At 68.1% G+C, this 16,114-nt stretch carries 12 protein-coding genes; 8 read left to right on the top strand and 4 right to left on the bottom strand.

Going from position 1 to position 16,114, the window contains the following annotated elements; translation table 11 throughout:
* The first annotated feature begins 20 nt into the window (after positions 1-20).
* On the top strand, positions 21-1,487 hold the full coding sequence (locus BLV92_RS32605; protein WP_090547383.1) for an oligosaccharide flippase family protein: 1,467 nt from the start codon (positions 21-23) through the stop codon (positions 1,485-1,487).
* Positions 1,484-3,952, top strand: a complete 2,469-nt coding sequence (locus tag BLV92_RS17345; protein WP_244283838.1) for a glycosyltransferase family 4 protein — start codon at positions 1,484-1,486, stop codon at positions 3,950-3,952. Before BLV92_RS32605 ends, BLV92_RS17345 begins: the two co-directional genes overlap by 4 nt.
* Before the next feature lie 192 nt (positions 3,953-4,144).
* Here BLV92_RS17345 and BLV92_RS17340 read toward each other — a convergent pair whose 3' ends face one another.
* Positions 4,145-5,335, bottom strand: coding sequence for an acyltransferase family protein (locus BLV92_RS17340; protein ID WP_090547379.1), 1,191 nt, complete (start codon positions 5,333-5,335; stop codon positions 4,145-4,147).
* Positions 5,336-5,548: 213 nt separating this feature from the next.
* On the opposite strand from BLV92_RS17340, the gene BLV92_RS32125 reads away from it, so the two are divergent.
* Together BLV92_RS32125 and galU are read left to right on the top strand one after the other, a co-directional pair.
* Entirely contained in the window at positions 5,549-5,692 is a 144-nt protein-coding gene (locus tag BLV92_RS32125; RefSeq protein ID WP_166676644.1) for a hypothetical protein, read from the top strand.
* 294 nt (positions 5,693-5,986) lie between these two features.
* A complete protein-coding gene (gene galU, locus BLV92_RS17335) occupies positions 5,987-6,877 on the top strand; it encodes a UTP--glucose-1-phosphate uridylyltransferase GalU (RefSeq protein ID WP_090547377.1) in 891 nt (296 codons plus the stop codon).
* 115 nt (positions 6,878-6,992) lie between these two features.
* Here the strand turns inward: galU and BLV92_RS17330 are convergent, their stop codons facing one another.
* Positions 6,993-7,514, bottom strand: coding sequence for a nucleoside deaminase (locus BLV92_RS17330; protein WP_090547375.1), 522 nt, complete (start codon positions 7,512-7,514; stop codon positions 6,993-6,995).
* Positions 7,515-7,542: 28 nt separating this feature from the next.
* Complete coding sequence (locus BLV92_RS17325; RefSeq protein WP_090547373.1) at positions 7,543-8,640, bottom strand: BMP family ABC transporter substrate-binding protein; 1,098 nt, start codon at positions 8,638-8,640, stop codon at positions 7,543-7,545.
* A gap of 372 nt (positions 8,641-9,012) precedes the next feature.
* Here BLV92_RS17325 and BLV92_RS17320 point away from each other — a divergent pair, with 372 nt between their 5' ends.
* Positions 9,013-10,605 (top strand): S53 family peptidase, encoded by a 1,593-nt coding sequence (locus BLV92_RS17320; protein ID WP_090547372.1) that lies wholly within the window; start codon positions 9,013-9,015, stop codon positions 10,603-10,605.
* 57 nt (positions 10,606-10,662) lie between these two features.
* Entirely contained in the window at positions 10,663-12,366 is a 1,704-nt protein-coding gene (locus tag BLV92_RS17315; RefSeq protein ID WP_090547370.1) for a S10 family peptidase, read from the top strand.
* A gap of 91 nt (positions 12,367-12,457) precedes the next feature.
* On the opposite strand, the gene BLV92_RS17310 is transcribed toward BLV92_RS17315, so the two are convergent.
* Positions 12,458-12,994, bottom strand: a complete 537-nt coding sequence (locus BLV92_RS17310; RefSeq protein ID WP_090547368.1) for a nucleoside 2-deoxyribosyltransferase — start codon at positions 12,992-12,994, stop codon at positions 12,458-12,460.
* A 562-nt stretch (positions 12,995-13,556) separates the two neighbouring features.
* On the opposite strand from BLV92_RS17310, the gene BLV92_RS17305 reads away from it, so the two are divergent.
* Together BLV92_RS17305 and BLV92_RS17300 are read left to right on the top strand one after the other, a co-directional pair.
* Entirely contained in the window at positions 13,557-14,861 is a 1,305-nt protein-coding gene (locus BLV92_RS17305) for an MFS transporter (RefSeq protein ID WP_090551108.1), read from the top strand.
* Positions 14,862-15,095: 234 nt separating this feature from the next.
* Positions 15,096-16,016: a transporter substrate-binding domain-containing protein gene (locus BLV92_RS17300; protein WP_090551105.1), complete on the top strand. Its 921-nt coding sequence runs from the start codon at positions 15,096-15,098 to the stop codon at positions 16,014-16,016.
* Positions 16,017-16,114 lie beyond the last annotated feature (98 nt).

Below are 16,114 nucleotides of genomic sequence, written 5' to 3'. Positions count from 1 at the left end.
CCGCCAAACCGGAAGGGCTCATGGACAAGGGAATACTGCGCAACGTCGCGATCAACCTGTTCGGCCTCGTGCTGCCGACCTTCGTGTCGCTCGTCACGGTGCCGTCGTACATCCGGCTGCTCGGCGTCGAGCGGTACGGCGTGGTCGCGCTGGTGTGGACGCTGATCGGCTATTTCAGCGTGCTCGATCTCGGCATGAGCATGGCCGCGCAGAACCATATCTCGAAGGCGCACGCGTCGAACGACGGCGACGAATGCGCGCGCGTGTTCTGGAGCGCGTTCTGGCTGAACCTGACGACCGGCGCGATCGGCGGCCTGCTGATCTATTCGGGCGGCGCGGTCTACACCGCGTACTTCACGCACGTTTCACCGGAACTGCGGCGCGAAGTCTATCTCGCGCTGCCGTGGCTCGCCGTGGCGATTCCGCTCGCGAACGTGTCGTGGGTGTTCGCCGGCGCGATCAACGGCGCGGAACGCTTCGGCATCTACAACACGAACCAGACGCTCGGCACGTTCCTGTTCCAACTGCTGCCGCTCGCGGCCGCGTGGGCGATCGCGCCGAACCTGCAAACGGTGCTCGCGGCGGCCGTCGTCGCGCGGTTGCTGGCGGCGCTGCTGCTCGCGCGCTCCGCGCTGCGCGTGCTCGGCATCCGCGAGGTGCGCGGGCCGCGCTTCGACACCTCGAAGGCGCTGTTCAACTTCGGCGGCTGGATGCTGATCGCGAGCATCACGACGATGATCGCCGATTCGCTCGACCGGATGATGCTCGGCGCGGGCCTCGGCGCGCGTTTCGTCACCTACTACACGGTGCCGCAGAACCTCGTCACGCGCTTGAACATGGTGCCGAACGCGCTGGTGCGCACGCTGTTTCCGCGGCTGTCCGCGCTGCGCCGCGAGCACGCGGACGAGATCGCCGCGCAGTCGCTGCAATTCCTGAACGGCGTGTTCACGCCGGTCGCGATCGGCGCGATCGTCGTGCTCGAACCGTTCCTGCGCGCATGGGTCGGGCCGGAACTCGCCGCGCACGGCGCGCCGGTCGGCCGCGTGCTGATCGTCGCGGTGTGGCTCGTCGGACAGGCGAGCGTCACGCGGATTCTCATTCAGGCGCAGAACAACCCGGCCGTCACCGCGCGCGTCGGCCTGATCGAACTGCCTCTGTTCGCCGGGCTGCTGTGGCTCGGCATCTGGCGCTTCGGACTGCCGGGCGCGGCGGCCGCCGTGCTGGTGCGCGCGCTGTTCGACTACGCAGTGCTGCTGTATCTCGCGCGCATCCACTCCCGCACGATCGTCGTCGATCTGCTCGCGCATCTGAGCTTCCTCGCGGCCGCGCTTGCGTTCGCCTGGTGGCTGCCGGGCGCGCTGTACGCGATCGGCGCGGGGGTCGTGCTCGCGGGCGCGAACGTGGTGTGGTCGGTCGCGACGACGCCGATGCTGCGCGGCTACGCCCGCTCCCTTCTCTTTCGACTGAACCTACGGAAAAGCGCATGAGTCACGAACTTATCGACGAAGCGGCGTCGTCCGAACGCGCCGTTGTCCCGGCCGGCTGGCGCGATCCGGCGGCCGCGCGCCGCGCCGGGGCGGGACCGCTCGCGCGGCCGCGCGCGGGACGTGCGCCGCGCGTGGCGATCGTGCACGACTGGCTCGTCACCTATGCGGGCGCGGAGCGCGTGCTCGAACAGATCATCGCGTGTTTTCCGGATGCGGACCTGTTCGCGGTGGTCGATTTCGTCGACGACCGCGCGTTCCTGCGCGGCAAGCCGGTGACGACGTCGTTCATCCAGCGGCTGCCGCTCGCGCGCAAAAAATACCGCGCGTGGCTGCCGCTGATGCCGCTCGCGATCGAGCAACTGGACGTGTCCGGCTACGACGTCGTGATATCGAGCAGCCACGCGGTCGCGAAGGGCGTGCTGACCGGCCCAGACCAGTTTCACATCAGCTACGTGCATTCGCCGATCCGTTATGCGTGGGACCTTCAGCATCAATACCTGAAGGAGTCGCACCTGACGCGCGGTTTGAAGTCCGCGCTCGCGCGGCTGATCCTGCATTACATCCGCAACTGGGACGTGCGGACCGCGAATTCGGTCGATCAGTTCGTCGCGAACTCGGCGTTCATCGCGCGGCGCATCCACAAGGTCTATCAGCGCGACGCGGCGGTGGTGTTCCCGCCGGTGGACGTCGATGCGTTCGCGCTCGAAACGCAGAAAGAGGACTTTTATCTGACCGCGTCGCGGCTCGTGCCGTACAAGAAGATCGACCTGATCGTCGAGGCGTTCGCGCGCACGCCGCACCGCAAGCTGGTGGTGATCGGCGACGGGCCGGACATGCAGAAAATCCGCGCGAAGGCGGTGCCGAACGTCGAGGTGCTGGGTTATCAGCCGTTCGCGGTGCTGCACGACCGGATGCGGCGCGCGAAGGCGTTCGTGTTCGCGGCGGAGGAGGACTTCGGGATCTCGGTGGTCGAGGCGCAGGCGTGCGGCACGCCGGTGATCGCGTACGGGAAGGGCGGCGCGCTGGAGACGGTGCGCGACTTCACGCAGAGCCGGCCGACCGGATTTTTCTTCGAGGAACAGAGCGCGGACGCGATCGTCGCGGCCGTCGATGCGTTCGAGCGCGAGCCGGGCCGCATTCGCGCGGAGGATTGCCGCGCGAATGCGGAGCGGTTCTCGGCCGCGCGGTTTCGCGAGCGGTTCGTCGCGGAAGTCGCGAAGGCCGTGCCGGGCGTGTCGGCCGGCGCGGCGCGGCGCATGCGCGCCGCCGATCCGCCGCCGGCGCGCGTGCCTCCCGCGCCGGGCACCCCGCGCGTGCTCGCGATCGACCAGAGCGGCGTGCTCGGCGGCGCGGAACTGTCGCTGCTCGAAGTGGTGAAGGGGCTGCGCGCGCGCATCGACGTCGTGCTGTTCGACGACGGGCCGTTCCGCGAGGCGCTCGACGCAGCCGGCGCGCGCGTCGAGGTGCTGGCGGCAAACGGATTGCGCCATGTGCGCCGCGACGGCGGCGCCGCGCCGAGGTTGTCGATGCTGACCGGCATCGCGTCGCTGGTGCGCGCCACGCGCCGCCGCGCGCGCGACGCGGACGTGCTCTACGCGAACACGCAGCGCGCGATGGTGATCGGCGTGATCGCGGGCAAGCTCGCGCGCAAGCCGGTGGTCTGGCATCTGCGCGACATCGTCAGCGCGGACCATTTCGGCCGCGTGCAGCGCGCGGTCATCAAGGGCTGCGCGAAGCTCGGGCTCGCCCATGTGATCGCGAATTCGGAGGCGTCGGCGAGCGTGTTCGCGGCGCTGACGAACTTCGACCCGAAACGGATCGACGTCGTGCACAACGGCGTGGACGAAGCGCCGTTCGACGCGCTGAACGGCGTGTCGCAGGCGCAGTTGCGCGAGCGGATCGGGCTGCCGCGCGACGTGTTCCTCGTCGGCGCGTTCAGCCGGCTCGCGCGCTGGAAGGGGCAGCACGTGCTGCTCGAAGCATTGCTGAAGGAGCGCGACGTGCATGCGGTGTTCGTCGGCGCGCCGCTGTTCGGCGAGGATGCCTATGACGCGGAGTTGCGCGCGTTCGTCGCCGCGCATGGGCTCGCGGACCGCGTGCATTTTCTCGGCTTCCGGCACGACATCGCCGCGTGCATGCGCGCGGTCGATGTGGTCGCGCATACGTCGATCACGCCGGAGCCGTTCGGGCGCGTCGTCGTCGAAGGGATGCTCGCGCGGCGGCCGGTCGTCGCGTCGCGCGACGGCGGCGTGACGGAGATTGTCGAGCACGGCGCGAACGGGCTGCTGTGCAAGCCGGGCGACGCGGACGAACTGGCCGCGACGATCGCCGCGCTGCGCGCCGACCCGGCGCTGCGCGAGCGGCTCGGCGCGAGCGGGCTGGAGACGGCGCGGCGGCGGTTCGGCAAGCAGCGTTATGTGGCGGCGGTCGAGCGCGTGTTGACGGACGTCGCGATGGCGTCGTGAGGGAAGGGGGGGAACGAGGCGGCCGTTTCGCGTGGGATCGCGGAACGGCCGTGTTGCTCGATGGCGGGCAGCCGGCGTCAGCGCGCTACGGCCGGCTGATGTGTCGGGTCGGCGCGAATGCTTTTATGCGCGAAACCGGCGGGCGGCAACGGCGGCCTTCGATTCAACGGCAGGCCACCCGCCGCACCGCGGTCACGCAGTCGCCGTGGCCGCAGGCTGACGCCGAAGCCGCCGCGTGACCAGCAGCGCGGGCCGCTCGAACAGTTGATAGAACACCCACGCGACCGGCAGCACCGCGAGCGTGAACGCGAACGACGGCCAGATCGACGCCTGCAGCGACGAGCGGAACAGCAGCGACGCACCGAGCACGAACAGCGGCAGATGGATCAGGTACAGCGAGTAGCTGAAGTCGCCGATTTTCGCGAGCGTCTGCATCAGCGGGCCGGCAGTGGTCGGCGCGGGCCGGCCGAGCGCGTTCACGAGCCAGCACGCGAACGCGGCGGCCCATAACTGGAACGCGCCGTACTGCCCGAAGTGGAACGCCGCGCAACCCGCCGCCGCGAGCGCGGCGGCGAGCGGATAACCATAAGGAATCCGGGCATTCGCATTGCGCAGCCGGACTTCGGCGATCCATACGCCGAGCATCCACGAGAACCAGTACGACGTGAACACGATTACGTCGTGCCGTTCCAGCGTCAGCGCGGACACGACGTTGATCGCGGCGACGCCGAGCAGCGTCGCATTGAGCCCGATACGCCGGCGCAGCGCGAACAGCAGCGGATAGATGGCGTAGAACTGCACTTCGATCGACAGCGTCCACAGCGCGCCGTTCGACCCGTAGGTCTTGCCGGCCGCGCCTTGCAGCGACAGCAGGTTCACGAGGAACGCGCGCGGGCCGATGTCGAGAATCTTGTGGCTCACGGGCGGCAGCGACAGGCTGATCGTATCGGCGGCGGCGGTCAGCAGCAGCGCGGCGAACAGCACCGGGTAGATCCGCACGAAGCGGCGCAGCCAGAACTGCCGCGCGTCGAGCCGGTAGTCCGGATTCGCGAGGAGCCGCGCCGCGCCGCTGCGATGGATGCAATAACCGCTGATGACGAAGAAGATCGGCACGCCGGCCGATCCCCACGCGACCGGCAGCGTGAGCCACGCGGCGATCGTACCGGGGTCGGCCAGGCTCGCGCCCGAATGGTGGAACGCGCCCATGCCGATCCACGTGACCTGGCGGCAGTGGAAGTAGGCGACCAGCAGCGCGGCGAAGCCCCGCATCGCGTCGAGCAGATGTTCGTTCGCGATGGCGCCGGCCGCGGGTTTCGCCGCGACAGTGGCGGCGGCGGCGAGCGGGGCGGCCGGCAGGGCCGTGTCGAGGGCGGGGTCGCTCATTGGAAGGGGTCTCCTCATTATGCACGTCGCGATCTTAGTGGAAGCGAGCCCCGAAAGTTATGCGAAATATTTTCGAAAAGTATTCGCGGCGAATCGGACAATTTTTACCGCGATTTCAATACGCTCAAATAAATCGACGATAAAGGCGCGGCGATTTATTTATCGAATTTGTGGTGTTAGCTTGAATAGGCTTATGGCCGTTGGGAGATTCCGATGAACATGCATTTGCTCGCCGGCGTGGCCGTGCTGCTGATCCTCGTCGCCGTGTCCGCGTACCGCGAGGCGCTGCGCGACGAGCCGATCCGCCGCTCGCGGGCGCGCCCGAACCAGTTGCCGCCGGTGGACGACGTCGAGTAGACTGCGGCTCTTCCGTCCGCATGCGTCGCGAATCGTCGCCGGTCGTCGCCGGTCCTCGCCGGTCGTCGCCGGTCGTCGCGATATGAAAAGGAAATTGATGCCGGATTAGAGCCTGTCCGGCAATAATTTCCACCAGCCGGGCGCGGTCCACTGCGGAATTTTTACGTCATTTTTTGTGCGGGCGAAATGACGAGTCATGAATCCCTTTCAACAAGATAAGTGAGTGGGACTTCGGGGACGTCGGCTTCTCGCAGCAGCGACGCCGTGTTTCAACATCGACCTGGGAACGACACCATGCTGAAAGTAACCAAAGCGGTATTTCCTGTCGCGGGCCTCGGTACGCGCTTTCTGCCGGCGACCAAGGCCAGCCCGAAGGAAATGCTGCCGATCGTCGACAAGCCGCTGATCCAGTACGCGGTCGAGGAGGCGATTGCCGCGGGCATTACCGAAATGATTTTCGTGACCGGCCGCAGCAAGCGCGCGATCGAGGATCATTTCGACAAGTCTTACGAGATCGAGGCCGAACTCGAAGCCCGCCGCAAGGACAAGCTGCTCGACCTCGTGCGCAGCATCAAGCCGAGCCACGTGGACTGCTTCTATGTGCGCCAGGCGGAGGCGCTCGGCCTCGGCCACGCGGTGCTGTGCGCGGAGAAGCTGGTGGGCGACGGCCCGTTCGCCGTGATCCTCGCGGACGATCTGCTGTACAGCCCGACGCCGGTGATGAAGCAGCTCGTGAACGTGTTCAACCACTATCACAGCTCGATCGTCGGCGTCGAAGCGATCCCGCGCGAGCACAGCGCGTCGTATGGCGTCGTCGACGGCCGCGAGTGGGAGGAGGACGTGTTCAAGCTGTCGGGCATCGTCGAGAAGCCGGCGCCGGACGTCGCGCCGTCGAACCTCGGCGTGGTCGGCCGCTACGTGCTGATGCCGACCGTGTTCGATCACATCCGCCGGCTGAAGCCGGGCGCGGGCGGCGAGTTGCAGTTGACCGACGCGTTGCAGTCGCTGCTGACCGAAGAGCAGGTGCTCGCGTATCGCTACAGCGGCACGCGTTTCGACTGCGGCAGCAAGATCGGTTATCTGAAGGCGACGGTCGAATTCGCGCTGCGCCATCCGGAAGTGAAGGCGGAGTTCGAGGAATATCTGCAGGAGCACTTGCCGGCGGCGATCCCGGCAGCCGCGTAACGGCGGCGAGCAAGTCCGGCCGACGCCGGGCTGCGGGCCGCCGCGGCGATCGCCGCCAGCCCGCGTGCGGCGGCGCGGCGATCCGCATCGTCCAGCGCCGCGCCGCGCGCCAGGGCTAGGCGCCGCGCGCGCGCCAGAAAGCGCGTTGCACGCGCATCACCTCGTCCGCGACTTCGTCGACCGGGCCGATCAGGTCCACCGGTTTCTGGCAGTGGTCGAACACGTAGCGCGACGACACGCTCATCGTCGGGTTCTCCGCGTGGTTGCCGGTTGCGTCGAGCAACTGCTGCTCGGTCATCCCGAACACCACGCGGCCGATGTTCGCCCAGTACGCGGTGCCCGCGCACATGCAGCACGGTTCGACCGACGTGTACAGCGTGCAGTCCCACAGATACGCCGCGCTGAAGTTCGTCGCCGCCGCGCGCGCGAGCACCGCTTCCGCATGATTCACGGTATCGACGTTGCCCTGCTCGATCAGCACGGTCTCGTGATCGGGGCCGACGAGGATCGCGCCGAACGGGTGATGCCCGAACGCCGCCGCGCGTTCGCCGACGGCGTTCGCGCGCCGCAGATGACGCACGATCTGCTCGCGGGTGGGGCCGGGCTCATGCGGCGGCGTGGGGGCGGAGGAAGTCATCGTGAACAGGTTTCGCAGAAGACAGCGATCACTTCGGCACGGTGCCGTCCACGCCTTCGACGAACCAGTTCAGCCGGCGCAGTTCGTTGTCGTCGAGCGACTTGCCCGCCGCGACGCGCATCGCGCCGGACTGGTCCTTGATCGGGCCGGCGAACGGATCGAACGCGCCCGCGACGATCGCGTCGCGTTTCTGCGCGAGCGCCTTCTGCGCGGCCGGCGACACCGCGGCCGTGTTGATGTCCGCGAGGTCGATCGCCTTCTCCTTCAAGCCCCACCAGATCGGCGTGTTGGTCCACGTGCCGGCCATCACCTGATCGACCAGATGCGAGTAATAGACGCCCCAGTAGCTGACGCATGCGCCCAGTTGCGCGTTCGGGCCGAACTTCTTCATGTCCGAGTCCCAGCCGAACGCATGGACCTTCTTCTGCTCGGCGGTCTGCATCGTCGCGGTCGAATCGGTGTTCTGGATCAGCACGTCCGCGCCCTGGCCGATCAGCGTTTCGGCCGCCTGCTTCTCCTTGCCCGGATCGAACCAGCTGTTGATCCACAGCACCTTCACGCGCGCGTTCGGATTCACCGAGCGCGCGCCCATCGTGAACGCGTCGATGTTGCGCACGACTTCCGGCACCGGCACCGAGCCGACGAAACCGAGCGTGTTCGTCTTCGTCGTGTAACCGGCGACGAGGCCCGCGAGGTACGCGCTCTGATAGGTGCGCACGTCGTAGGTCGCGAAGTTCGGCGCTTTCTTGTAGCCGGTCGCATGCATGAACACCGCGTCCGGATAGTCCTTCGCGACCTTCAGTTCGAAGTCCTGGAAGCCGAAGCTCGACCCGACGATGATCTTGTTGCCCTTCGCCGCGAGGTCGCGGAACACGCGCTCCGAGTCGGCGGACTCCGGCACGTTCTCGACGCGCGTGACCTTGATGCGGTCGCCGTACTGCGCCTCGACGGCCTTCACGCCCTGTTCGTGCGCGTAGGTCCAGCCGGCGTCGCCGGGGTTGCCGAGATAGACGAACGCCACGCCGACCGGCGCGGAAGCCGCGCGCGCGCCGGTCGCGAAGGTCGCGCCGAGCGCCGCGAGGGCGATTGCGGAAACGCGCAGTGCGCGGGCCATCGTGTTTTTCATCTGGGTGTTCTCCGGTGGCGGATGCCGTAAGTTTCCGTGGGTTTCCGTCATCGTCACGGGCCAAATAACCGGGAAAAATTTACCGTGGTTATCGCGGGCATAACGAAATCCATATGACCGGCCCGGTTCGCCATCACGCCAGGCTGAGCCAGGCACGCGCCATGCTGCCTCTCATTGATTTTGCTCGCCGCCGGCGGCACGCGTGCAACCGGCGGCGAGCAGAGCAGGTTGCGCGGCGTCGGAGCGCCGTCGTCGCGGGTCCGGCCGGAACGGTAAAAGGTACAAACGGCATACCAGCAACGCACGGGCGGGGTAGAGACAAGACAACGCGCGCACGGGTTCAACGAGGAGACGCAACGTGGAGAGGCGGCGATGACCAGACATCCCGTGACGGGCAGCAACCACCCCGCGCCGGCCGGCGCGCAGTGCATCGGCGCGTGCGATCCGGCCGAGCGTTTCGACGTCGTGCTGATCCTGCGACGGCAGGCGGGCGACGCGTTTCGCGATCTCGTGGACCGGCTCGCGGCCGGCGACCGTTCCGCGCAGCCGGTGTCGCGCGACGAATACGAGCGGCGCTTCGGCGCGTCGGCGGACGACGTCGCGCGCGTCGCGCAGTTCGCCCAGGCGCACGGGCTGTCGGTCGCGCACGCGGACCCGGCCGCGCGGCGCGTCGTGCTGTCGGGCACCGTGCAGCAGTACAACGCGGCGTTCGGCATCGACCTGCAACGCTTCGAGCACCAGGTCGGCCAGATCAAGTACCGGTTCCGGCAGCCGTCCGGGCCGGTCCATCTGCCGGACGACGTGCACGACGTCGTGACCGCGGTGCTCGGCCTCGACGACCGCGCGAAGGCGCGGCCGCACTTCCGGATCGGCTCGACGATCCGGCCGCCGATCCGCCCGGCGCGCGCGGTCAGCGGCGCGTTCACGCCGCTGCAACTCGCGCAGCTATACGACTTCCCGGCCGGCGACGGCGGCGGCGCCTGCATCGCGCTGATCGAACTCGGCGGCGGTTATCGCGAAGCGGACCTGAGCGCGTATTTCGGCGCGCTCGGCGTCGGCGCGCCGAAGGTCGAAGCCGTGTCGGTCGATCAGGCGGCGAACGCGCCGACCGGCGACCCGAACGGTCCGGACGGCGAAGTGACGCTCGACGTCGAGATCGCCGGCGCGCTCGCGCCCGCCGCGCTGATCGCGGTGTACTTCGCGCCGAACAGCGAGGCGGGTTTCGTCGACGCGGTCAGCGCGGCGCTGCACGACCGCGGCCGCAAGCCGTCGGTCGTGTCGATCAGTTGGGGCGCGCCGGAATCCGCGTGGTCGCAGCAGACGATCGCCGCGCTGAACGACGCGTTGCAGACGGCGGTCGCGCTCGGCGTGACGGTTTGCGTCGCGTCCGGCGACAGCGGCTCGACCGATGGCGTCGGCGACGGCGCGGAGCACGTCGATTTCCCCGCGTCGAGCCCGTATGCGCTCGGCTGCGGCGGCACCCGGCTCAGCGCGGGCAACGGCCAGATCGTCCGCGAGACGGTGTGGGGCGGCGGCGCGCCGGAAGGCGGCGCGACCGGCGGCGGGGTCAGCGCGACGTTCGCGCTGCCCGCGTGGCAGAAGGGGCTCGGGATCGTGCGCGGCAACAACGGCTCGGGCGCGCTGGTGCGGCGCGGCGTGCCGGACGTCGCGGCCAACGCGGACCCGGCGACCGGTTATCTCGTGCACGTCGGCGGCGAGGACACCGTGGTCGGCGGCACGAGCGCGGTCGCGCCGCTGTGGGCCGCGCTGATCGCGCGGATCAATGCGACGCGCGGCAAGCCGGCCGGTTTCGTGAACGCGCTGCTTTACCGGCAGCCGTCCGCGTTCAACGACATCACGAGCGGCAACAACGGCGATTTCTCGGCCGCGCCCGGCTGGGACGCCTGCACCGGCCTCGGCACGCCGGTCGGCAGCAAGGTGGCGGCCGTGCTCGGCGCGGCGTAGCATGATTTTTTCGCCGTGGCGGCTGCGTCGCGGCGCATCGAAGGCAGGGGAGACACGATGAACGACCAGCCGAACGATCAGAACGACCCGAACGATCAGCCCGGCCAGACGGACGACCCGTCTCCCGCCACGGACGCGCCCGCGCCAACGGGCAACGGCCGCCACCGCAGCCCGGCCGACCAGCCGTGCTTCGACCCGACCGCCTACGGCAACGGCCCGGACGACTGGGTCACCGACATGACCGAGAACGCGGCGATCACCCATCACGCGATCCAGATCGGCGGCGAGGTGATCGCCTATACGGCGACCGCCGGCCATCTGGTCACGGTCGACGCGAGCAGTTCGCAGCCGGACGCGAAGATGTTCTACGTCGCGTTCACGAAGGACGGCGTGCTCGCGCAGGACCGCCCGGTCACGTTCTTCTACAACGGCGGGCCGGGGTCGTCGTCGGTGTTCGTGCTGCTCGGCTCGTTCGCGCCGAAGCGGATCAAGACGTCGATGCCGGGCTTCACGCCGCCCGCGCCGTACACGCTGGAGGACAACCCGGACAGCCTGCTCGACCGCAGCGACCTCGTGTTCGTGAACCCGGTCGGCACCGGCTACTCGGCGGCGATCGCGCCGCATCACAACCGCGACTTCTGGGGCGTCGATCAGGATGCCGATTCGCTGAAGCAGTTCATCAAGCGTTATCTGAGCGCGAACGACCGCTGGAACTCGCCGAAATTCCTGTACGGCGAATCGTATGGCACCGCGCGCAGCTGCGTGCTCGCGTACCGGCTGCATGAGGACGGCGTGGACCTGAACGGCATCACGCTGCAATCGTCGATCCTCGACTACACGCAAAGCGGCGATCCGGTCGGCGCGCTGCCGACCGCGGCGTCCGACGCGTGGTATCACGGCCGGCTCGGCATCACCCCCGCGCCGGCCGACCTGCAGGCGTTCGTCGCGGAAGTCGCGCAGTTCGCGCGCACCGATTACCGTGAGGCGCTGGCGAAGTTTCCGGATGCGAAGAATCCGGCGATCGCGGCGGCGCTCGACACGCTGTCGAAATACACCGGCATCGACACGCAGACGCTGTCGGCATGGAATCTCGACGTCGCCGCGTACGACAGCCGCGGCAACTCGCTGTTCCTGACGACGCTATTGAAGGACAAGGGCGTCGCGCTCGGTTCGTACGACGGCCGCGTGACCGCGATCGACACCGGCATCGCGGGCAGCGTCGATCCGAACTCGGGCGGCAACGACCCGACGATGACCGCGGTGAGCGGCGTCTACACGGCGATGTGGAACAGCTACCTGAACGAGACGCTGAAGTTCCGCACGAACTCGTCGTTCACCGACCTGAATGACCAGGCGTTCGAGAACTGGAATTTCGGCCACGTCGATCCGACCGGCGCGCAGAAGGGCGTCGATGCGCACGGCAACGTCGTGCTGTACACGGCCGGCGACCTTGCGGCGGTGATGGCGCTGAACCCGGATCTGCGGGTGCTGTCCGCGAACGGTTATTACGACTTCGTCACGCCGTTCTACCAGACCGTGATCGACCTGCAGAAGATGCCGCTCGCCGATCAGAAGGTGCGCAACAACCTGAGCGCGCGGTTTTATCCGTCCGGGCACATGGTCTATCTGGACAACGGCTCGCGCACCGCGCTGAAGGCCGATCTCGCGCAGCTATACCAGAGCGCGGTGGCCGACGGGCGCGCGGTCGCGCGCATCCGCGCGTTGCAGCGGATGAGCACGATGAGCGGGATGCATCACTGACTTCGCCGGCGCGGCGCGGCGCGGCGCGGCCTGCGCGGCCGGCGTGGCCGGCGGGGCACGAAACGCGGCGGGTTTCGCCTTCCGTCGCGCGCTAACGCTTCTCCGCCGCGTAGTGGCAGTCGGCCATCGCCGCGAGGCACGCGTTCGCGTCGCCGTGCACGATCCGCGCGGCGCACGCGATCATCAGGTTCTTCGCGAGCCCGAAGTCCTCGACCAGATAACCGCGCTCGCACAGATGCCCCTGCGGCACCGGCTGCGAACGCACGCGGTCGAGCAGCGTGCCTGCGTCGGTCGTGTACGCCCAGATTTCCTTGCCGAGCGCCGCCGCGAAGCCGATCTCGAACGCGGTGCCGGAATCCGGCTCGCCGGGGCCGCGAAAGTCGTCCACGTTCGCCATCACGATGTCCGCGTTGCGGATCGCGTCCACGTTCGACCGGTAGATCCACGCGGCCTTGCGCGGGCCGTCGAGATCGGCGGGCGCCTGCGCGTCGAGCGGGTACAGGCCGTCGAAGCCGTGTTCGGTGCACAGCACGCGCAGTTTCGCGCCGTATTCGAGCGCGTCGCGGCGAAACACGTCAAAGCCGGCGAGATACACGCGCGGACGGCGCGGCAGTCGGGTGGTGTTCATGGAGTCCGTCCCTGTCGTGTGACGGCGGCGGCGCGCGACGGGCGCGGCCGGGCCGTATCGTTCGTTATGGAAGGCCGGCGCGCGGATGTTGCCGCGCCGATCGCACGATTCTAGCGACGTCGCGCTCGCGACGGCAGATCGTGCGCCGCAGTCGTGCTGGCACAGCCCGGACGGTGCTGCAAGCGGCATGCCGCCGCAGTTAGGGCGTCCGAATTATGCGGATTGACAGCAAATGTCGCAGGCGGCTACCATCGCGCGGTTTATTCTGCTGCGGTTTAAGAAAATTCCGACGCGCAGAGAGATGGGGCGGTGCAGTCCTCGGTGCGGACGAGTGCGGCCGCGATTATGGCTGCCATGGTACGCGGGCACTTCGATCGCTGCGCTACGCGGTATTCGACCCATCATCTCTCGCAGCGATCCGCCGCTCGCCGGGCAGCAGCGTCGCGCAGCATCCGGGCCAACCCGGGCGCGCTTTCTTTTTTGCAATCCATCGAAAGCGCAGACGGCGGGGCCGGTTTTCCGGCCTCGCCGCGGCAGCAATCGAATAACGAATGTGGAGACGATGAACACGATCGCCAAAGGCCTGTCGCAGGCCAATCTCAATCTGGAGGCCGGGGCCTATTCGAAGGTCACGCGGCGGCTTCTGCCCTTCCTGTTCCTGTGCTACGTCGCGGCCTACCTGGACCGCGTGAACGTCGGTTTCGCGAAGCTGCAGATGCTGAGCGACCTGCAGTTCAGCGAGACCGTCTACGGCCTCGGCGCGGGCGTGTTCTTCATCGGCTACTTTTTCTTCGAAGTTCCAAGCAACATCCTGATGCACCGGGTCGGCGCCCGCGTGTGGATCGCGCGGATCATGCTGACGTGGGCGGTGATCTCGGCCGCGTCGCTGCTCGTGAAGACGCCCACGCAGTTCTACATCGTGCGCTTCCTGCTCGGCGTCGCGGAGGCGGGCTTTTTCCCGGGCATCGTGCTGTACCTGACGTACTGGTTCCCGGCCGCGCGCCGCAGCCGGATGAACGCGCTGTTCATGATCGGCATTCCGGTCGCCGGCGTGATCGGCGGCCCGCTGTCCGGCTGGATCATCGCGGCGTTCAACGGCGTCGGCCACTGGGCGAACTGGCAGTGGCTGTTCGCGATCGAGGCGATTCCGTCCGCGATACTCGGCGTGGTCACGCTGTTCTATCTGCCGAACAGCATCCGCGCGGCGGCGTGGCTGACCGACGACGAAAAGGCGCTGCTCGCGCGCAACATCGAGGCGGACGGCGCGGGCAAGGCGCACGCGTCGATCGCGTCGGTGTTCACGAACGGCCGCGTGTGGCTGATGGCGGCGATCTACTTCTGCTGCATGATGGGCCTCTACGGGATCGGCTTCTATCTGCCGACGCTCATCAAGGCGAGCGGCGTGAAGAACGCGTTCGACGTGGGCCTGCTGACCGCGATTCCGTATGCGTGCGCGGTCGTCAGCATGATCGCGGTCGCGCGCAGCGCGGACCGCACCGGCGAGCGCCGCTGGCACTTCGCGATCGCGTCGGCGGCGTCGGCGGTCGGCCTGTTCCTGAGCACCGTGTTCGGCGCGAACGTGCCGCTCGCGATGGTCGCGCTGTCGATCGGCACGGCCGGGATGCTCGCGACGATGCCGGTGTTCTGGACGTACCCGAGCGCGATTCTCGCCGGCGGCTCGGCCGCGGCGGCGATCGGCATGATCAACTCGATCGGCAACCTCGCGGGTTTCGTCAGCCCGTCGATCATCGGCTGGATGAAGGACGTCACGCAGAGCACGAACGCGGGCATGTACTGCGTCGCGTTCGCGATGGCGCTCGGCGCGGCGCTCGCGCTGCTTCAGCCGAAGCAGATGGTGAACCGCTAATGCGCGCCGGCTCGCGGGACGCCCGGCTGCGCCGGCTTCTCGCGGGCGGCTGAACCGTAGGTTCGCATCGCGCCACCCCACGCCGCGCCTCGTGCGCGGCGTTTTTCTGTCCGGGTCAACCACGCGTGTCCGCGTGCATGGCCGCCCGAATATGTTGTACGCACATCCGCCATGGCACCATACGCATTCGACGAACCGACCACCCGCACCCACGCAACGACGGAGAACCAGCCGATGAGACCCCCCAGGCGATTGGCGGCCGTGGCCGCGCTGTGCGCGTCGTGCGTCGTGCTGTCGGTCGCGGTCGCGCCGCGCGCGTCGGCGCAGGTCGCGCAGCCGACGCTCGACAAGATCGCGTCGACGAACACGATCGCGATTGGTTACCGCGAGGCATCGGTGCCGTTCTCGTACGTCGATGCGGACGGCCGCGTGATCGGTTTCTCGCAGGACCTCTGCAACAAGGTGATCGACGCGGTGAAGGCGCGCACGAATCGCCCGCAATTGCAGGTCCGCTTCGTCGCCGTCACGGCGCAGAACCGCATTCCGCTCGTGCAGAACGGCACCGTCGATCTCGAATGCGGCGTCACGACGAACCTGAAGGCGCGGGAGAAGCAGGTCGCGTTCTCGTACACGTTCTTCGTCGCGACGACGCGGCTCCTGACGCGCCGCGACTCCGGCATCCGCGACTTCCCCGATCTCGCCGGCAAGACGGTGCTGACGAACCGCGGCGCGACGTCCGAGCGGATCCTGCGCACGATGAACGAGCAGAAGCCGATGCACATGGAGATCCTCAGCGCGAAGGACTACGCGCAGGGCCGCGCGATCCTCGAAAGCGGCCGCGCGGTCGCGTACATGATGGACGACGTGCTGCTCGCCGGCACCCGCACGCTGACCCAGCATCCGGACGAATGGATGCTCACCGGCACGCCGCAGTCGTCGGAGCCGTATGCGCTGATGATGCGCAACGGCGATCCGGCGTTTCGCCAGCTGGTGAACGACACGCTTGGCGGCTTGATGAAGAGCGGCGAGATCGGCGCGCTCTACACGAAGTGGCTCGAACGGCCGATTCCGCCGAAGGGCGTGAACTTCAGGTTTCCGATGACGCCGCAGTTGCGCGCGCTGTATGCGGCCCCGAACGACCACGCGTTTTACTAACCGACCGGCACGCGGACCCGGACGCGGACGTTGGCCCGCGTTTCATGGGCCTGTTCGCGTCGCCGCGCGCAAAGCGTGCGATGATGGCGCTCCGGTTC

It is taken from the genome of Paraburkholderia caballeronis, from assembly GCF_900104845.1.
Classification (GTDB): domain Bacteria; phylum Pseudomonadota; class Gammaproteobacteria; order Burkholderiales; family Burkholderiaceae; genus Paraburkholderia; species Paraburkholderia caballeronis.
The sequence above is the reverse complement of the archived record's forward strand: the minus strand, read 5'-3'. Positions and strand labels throughout refer to the sequence as shown.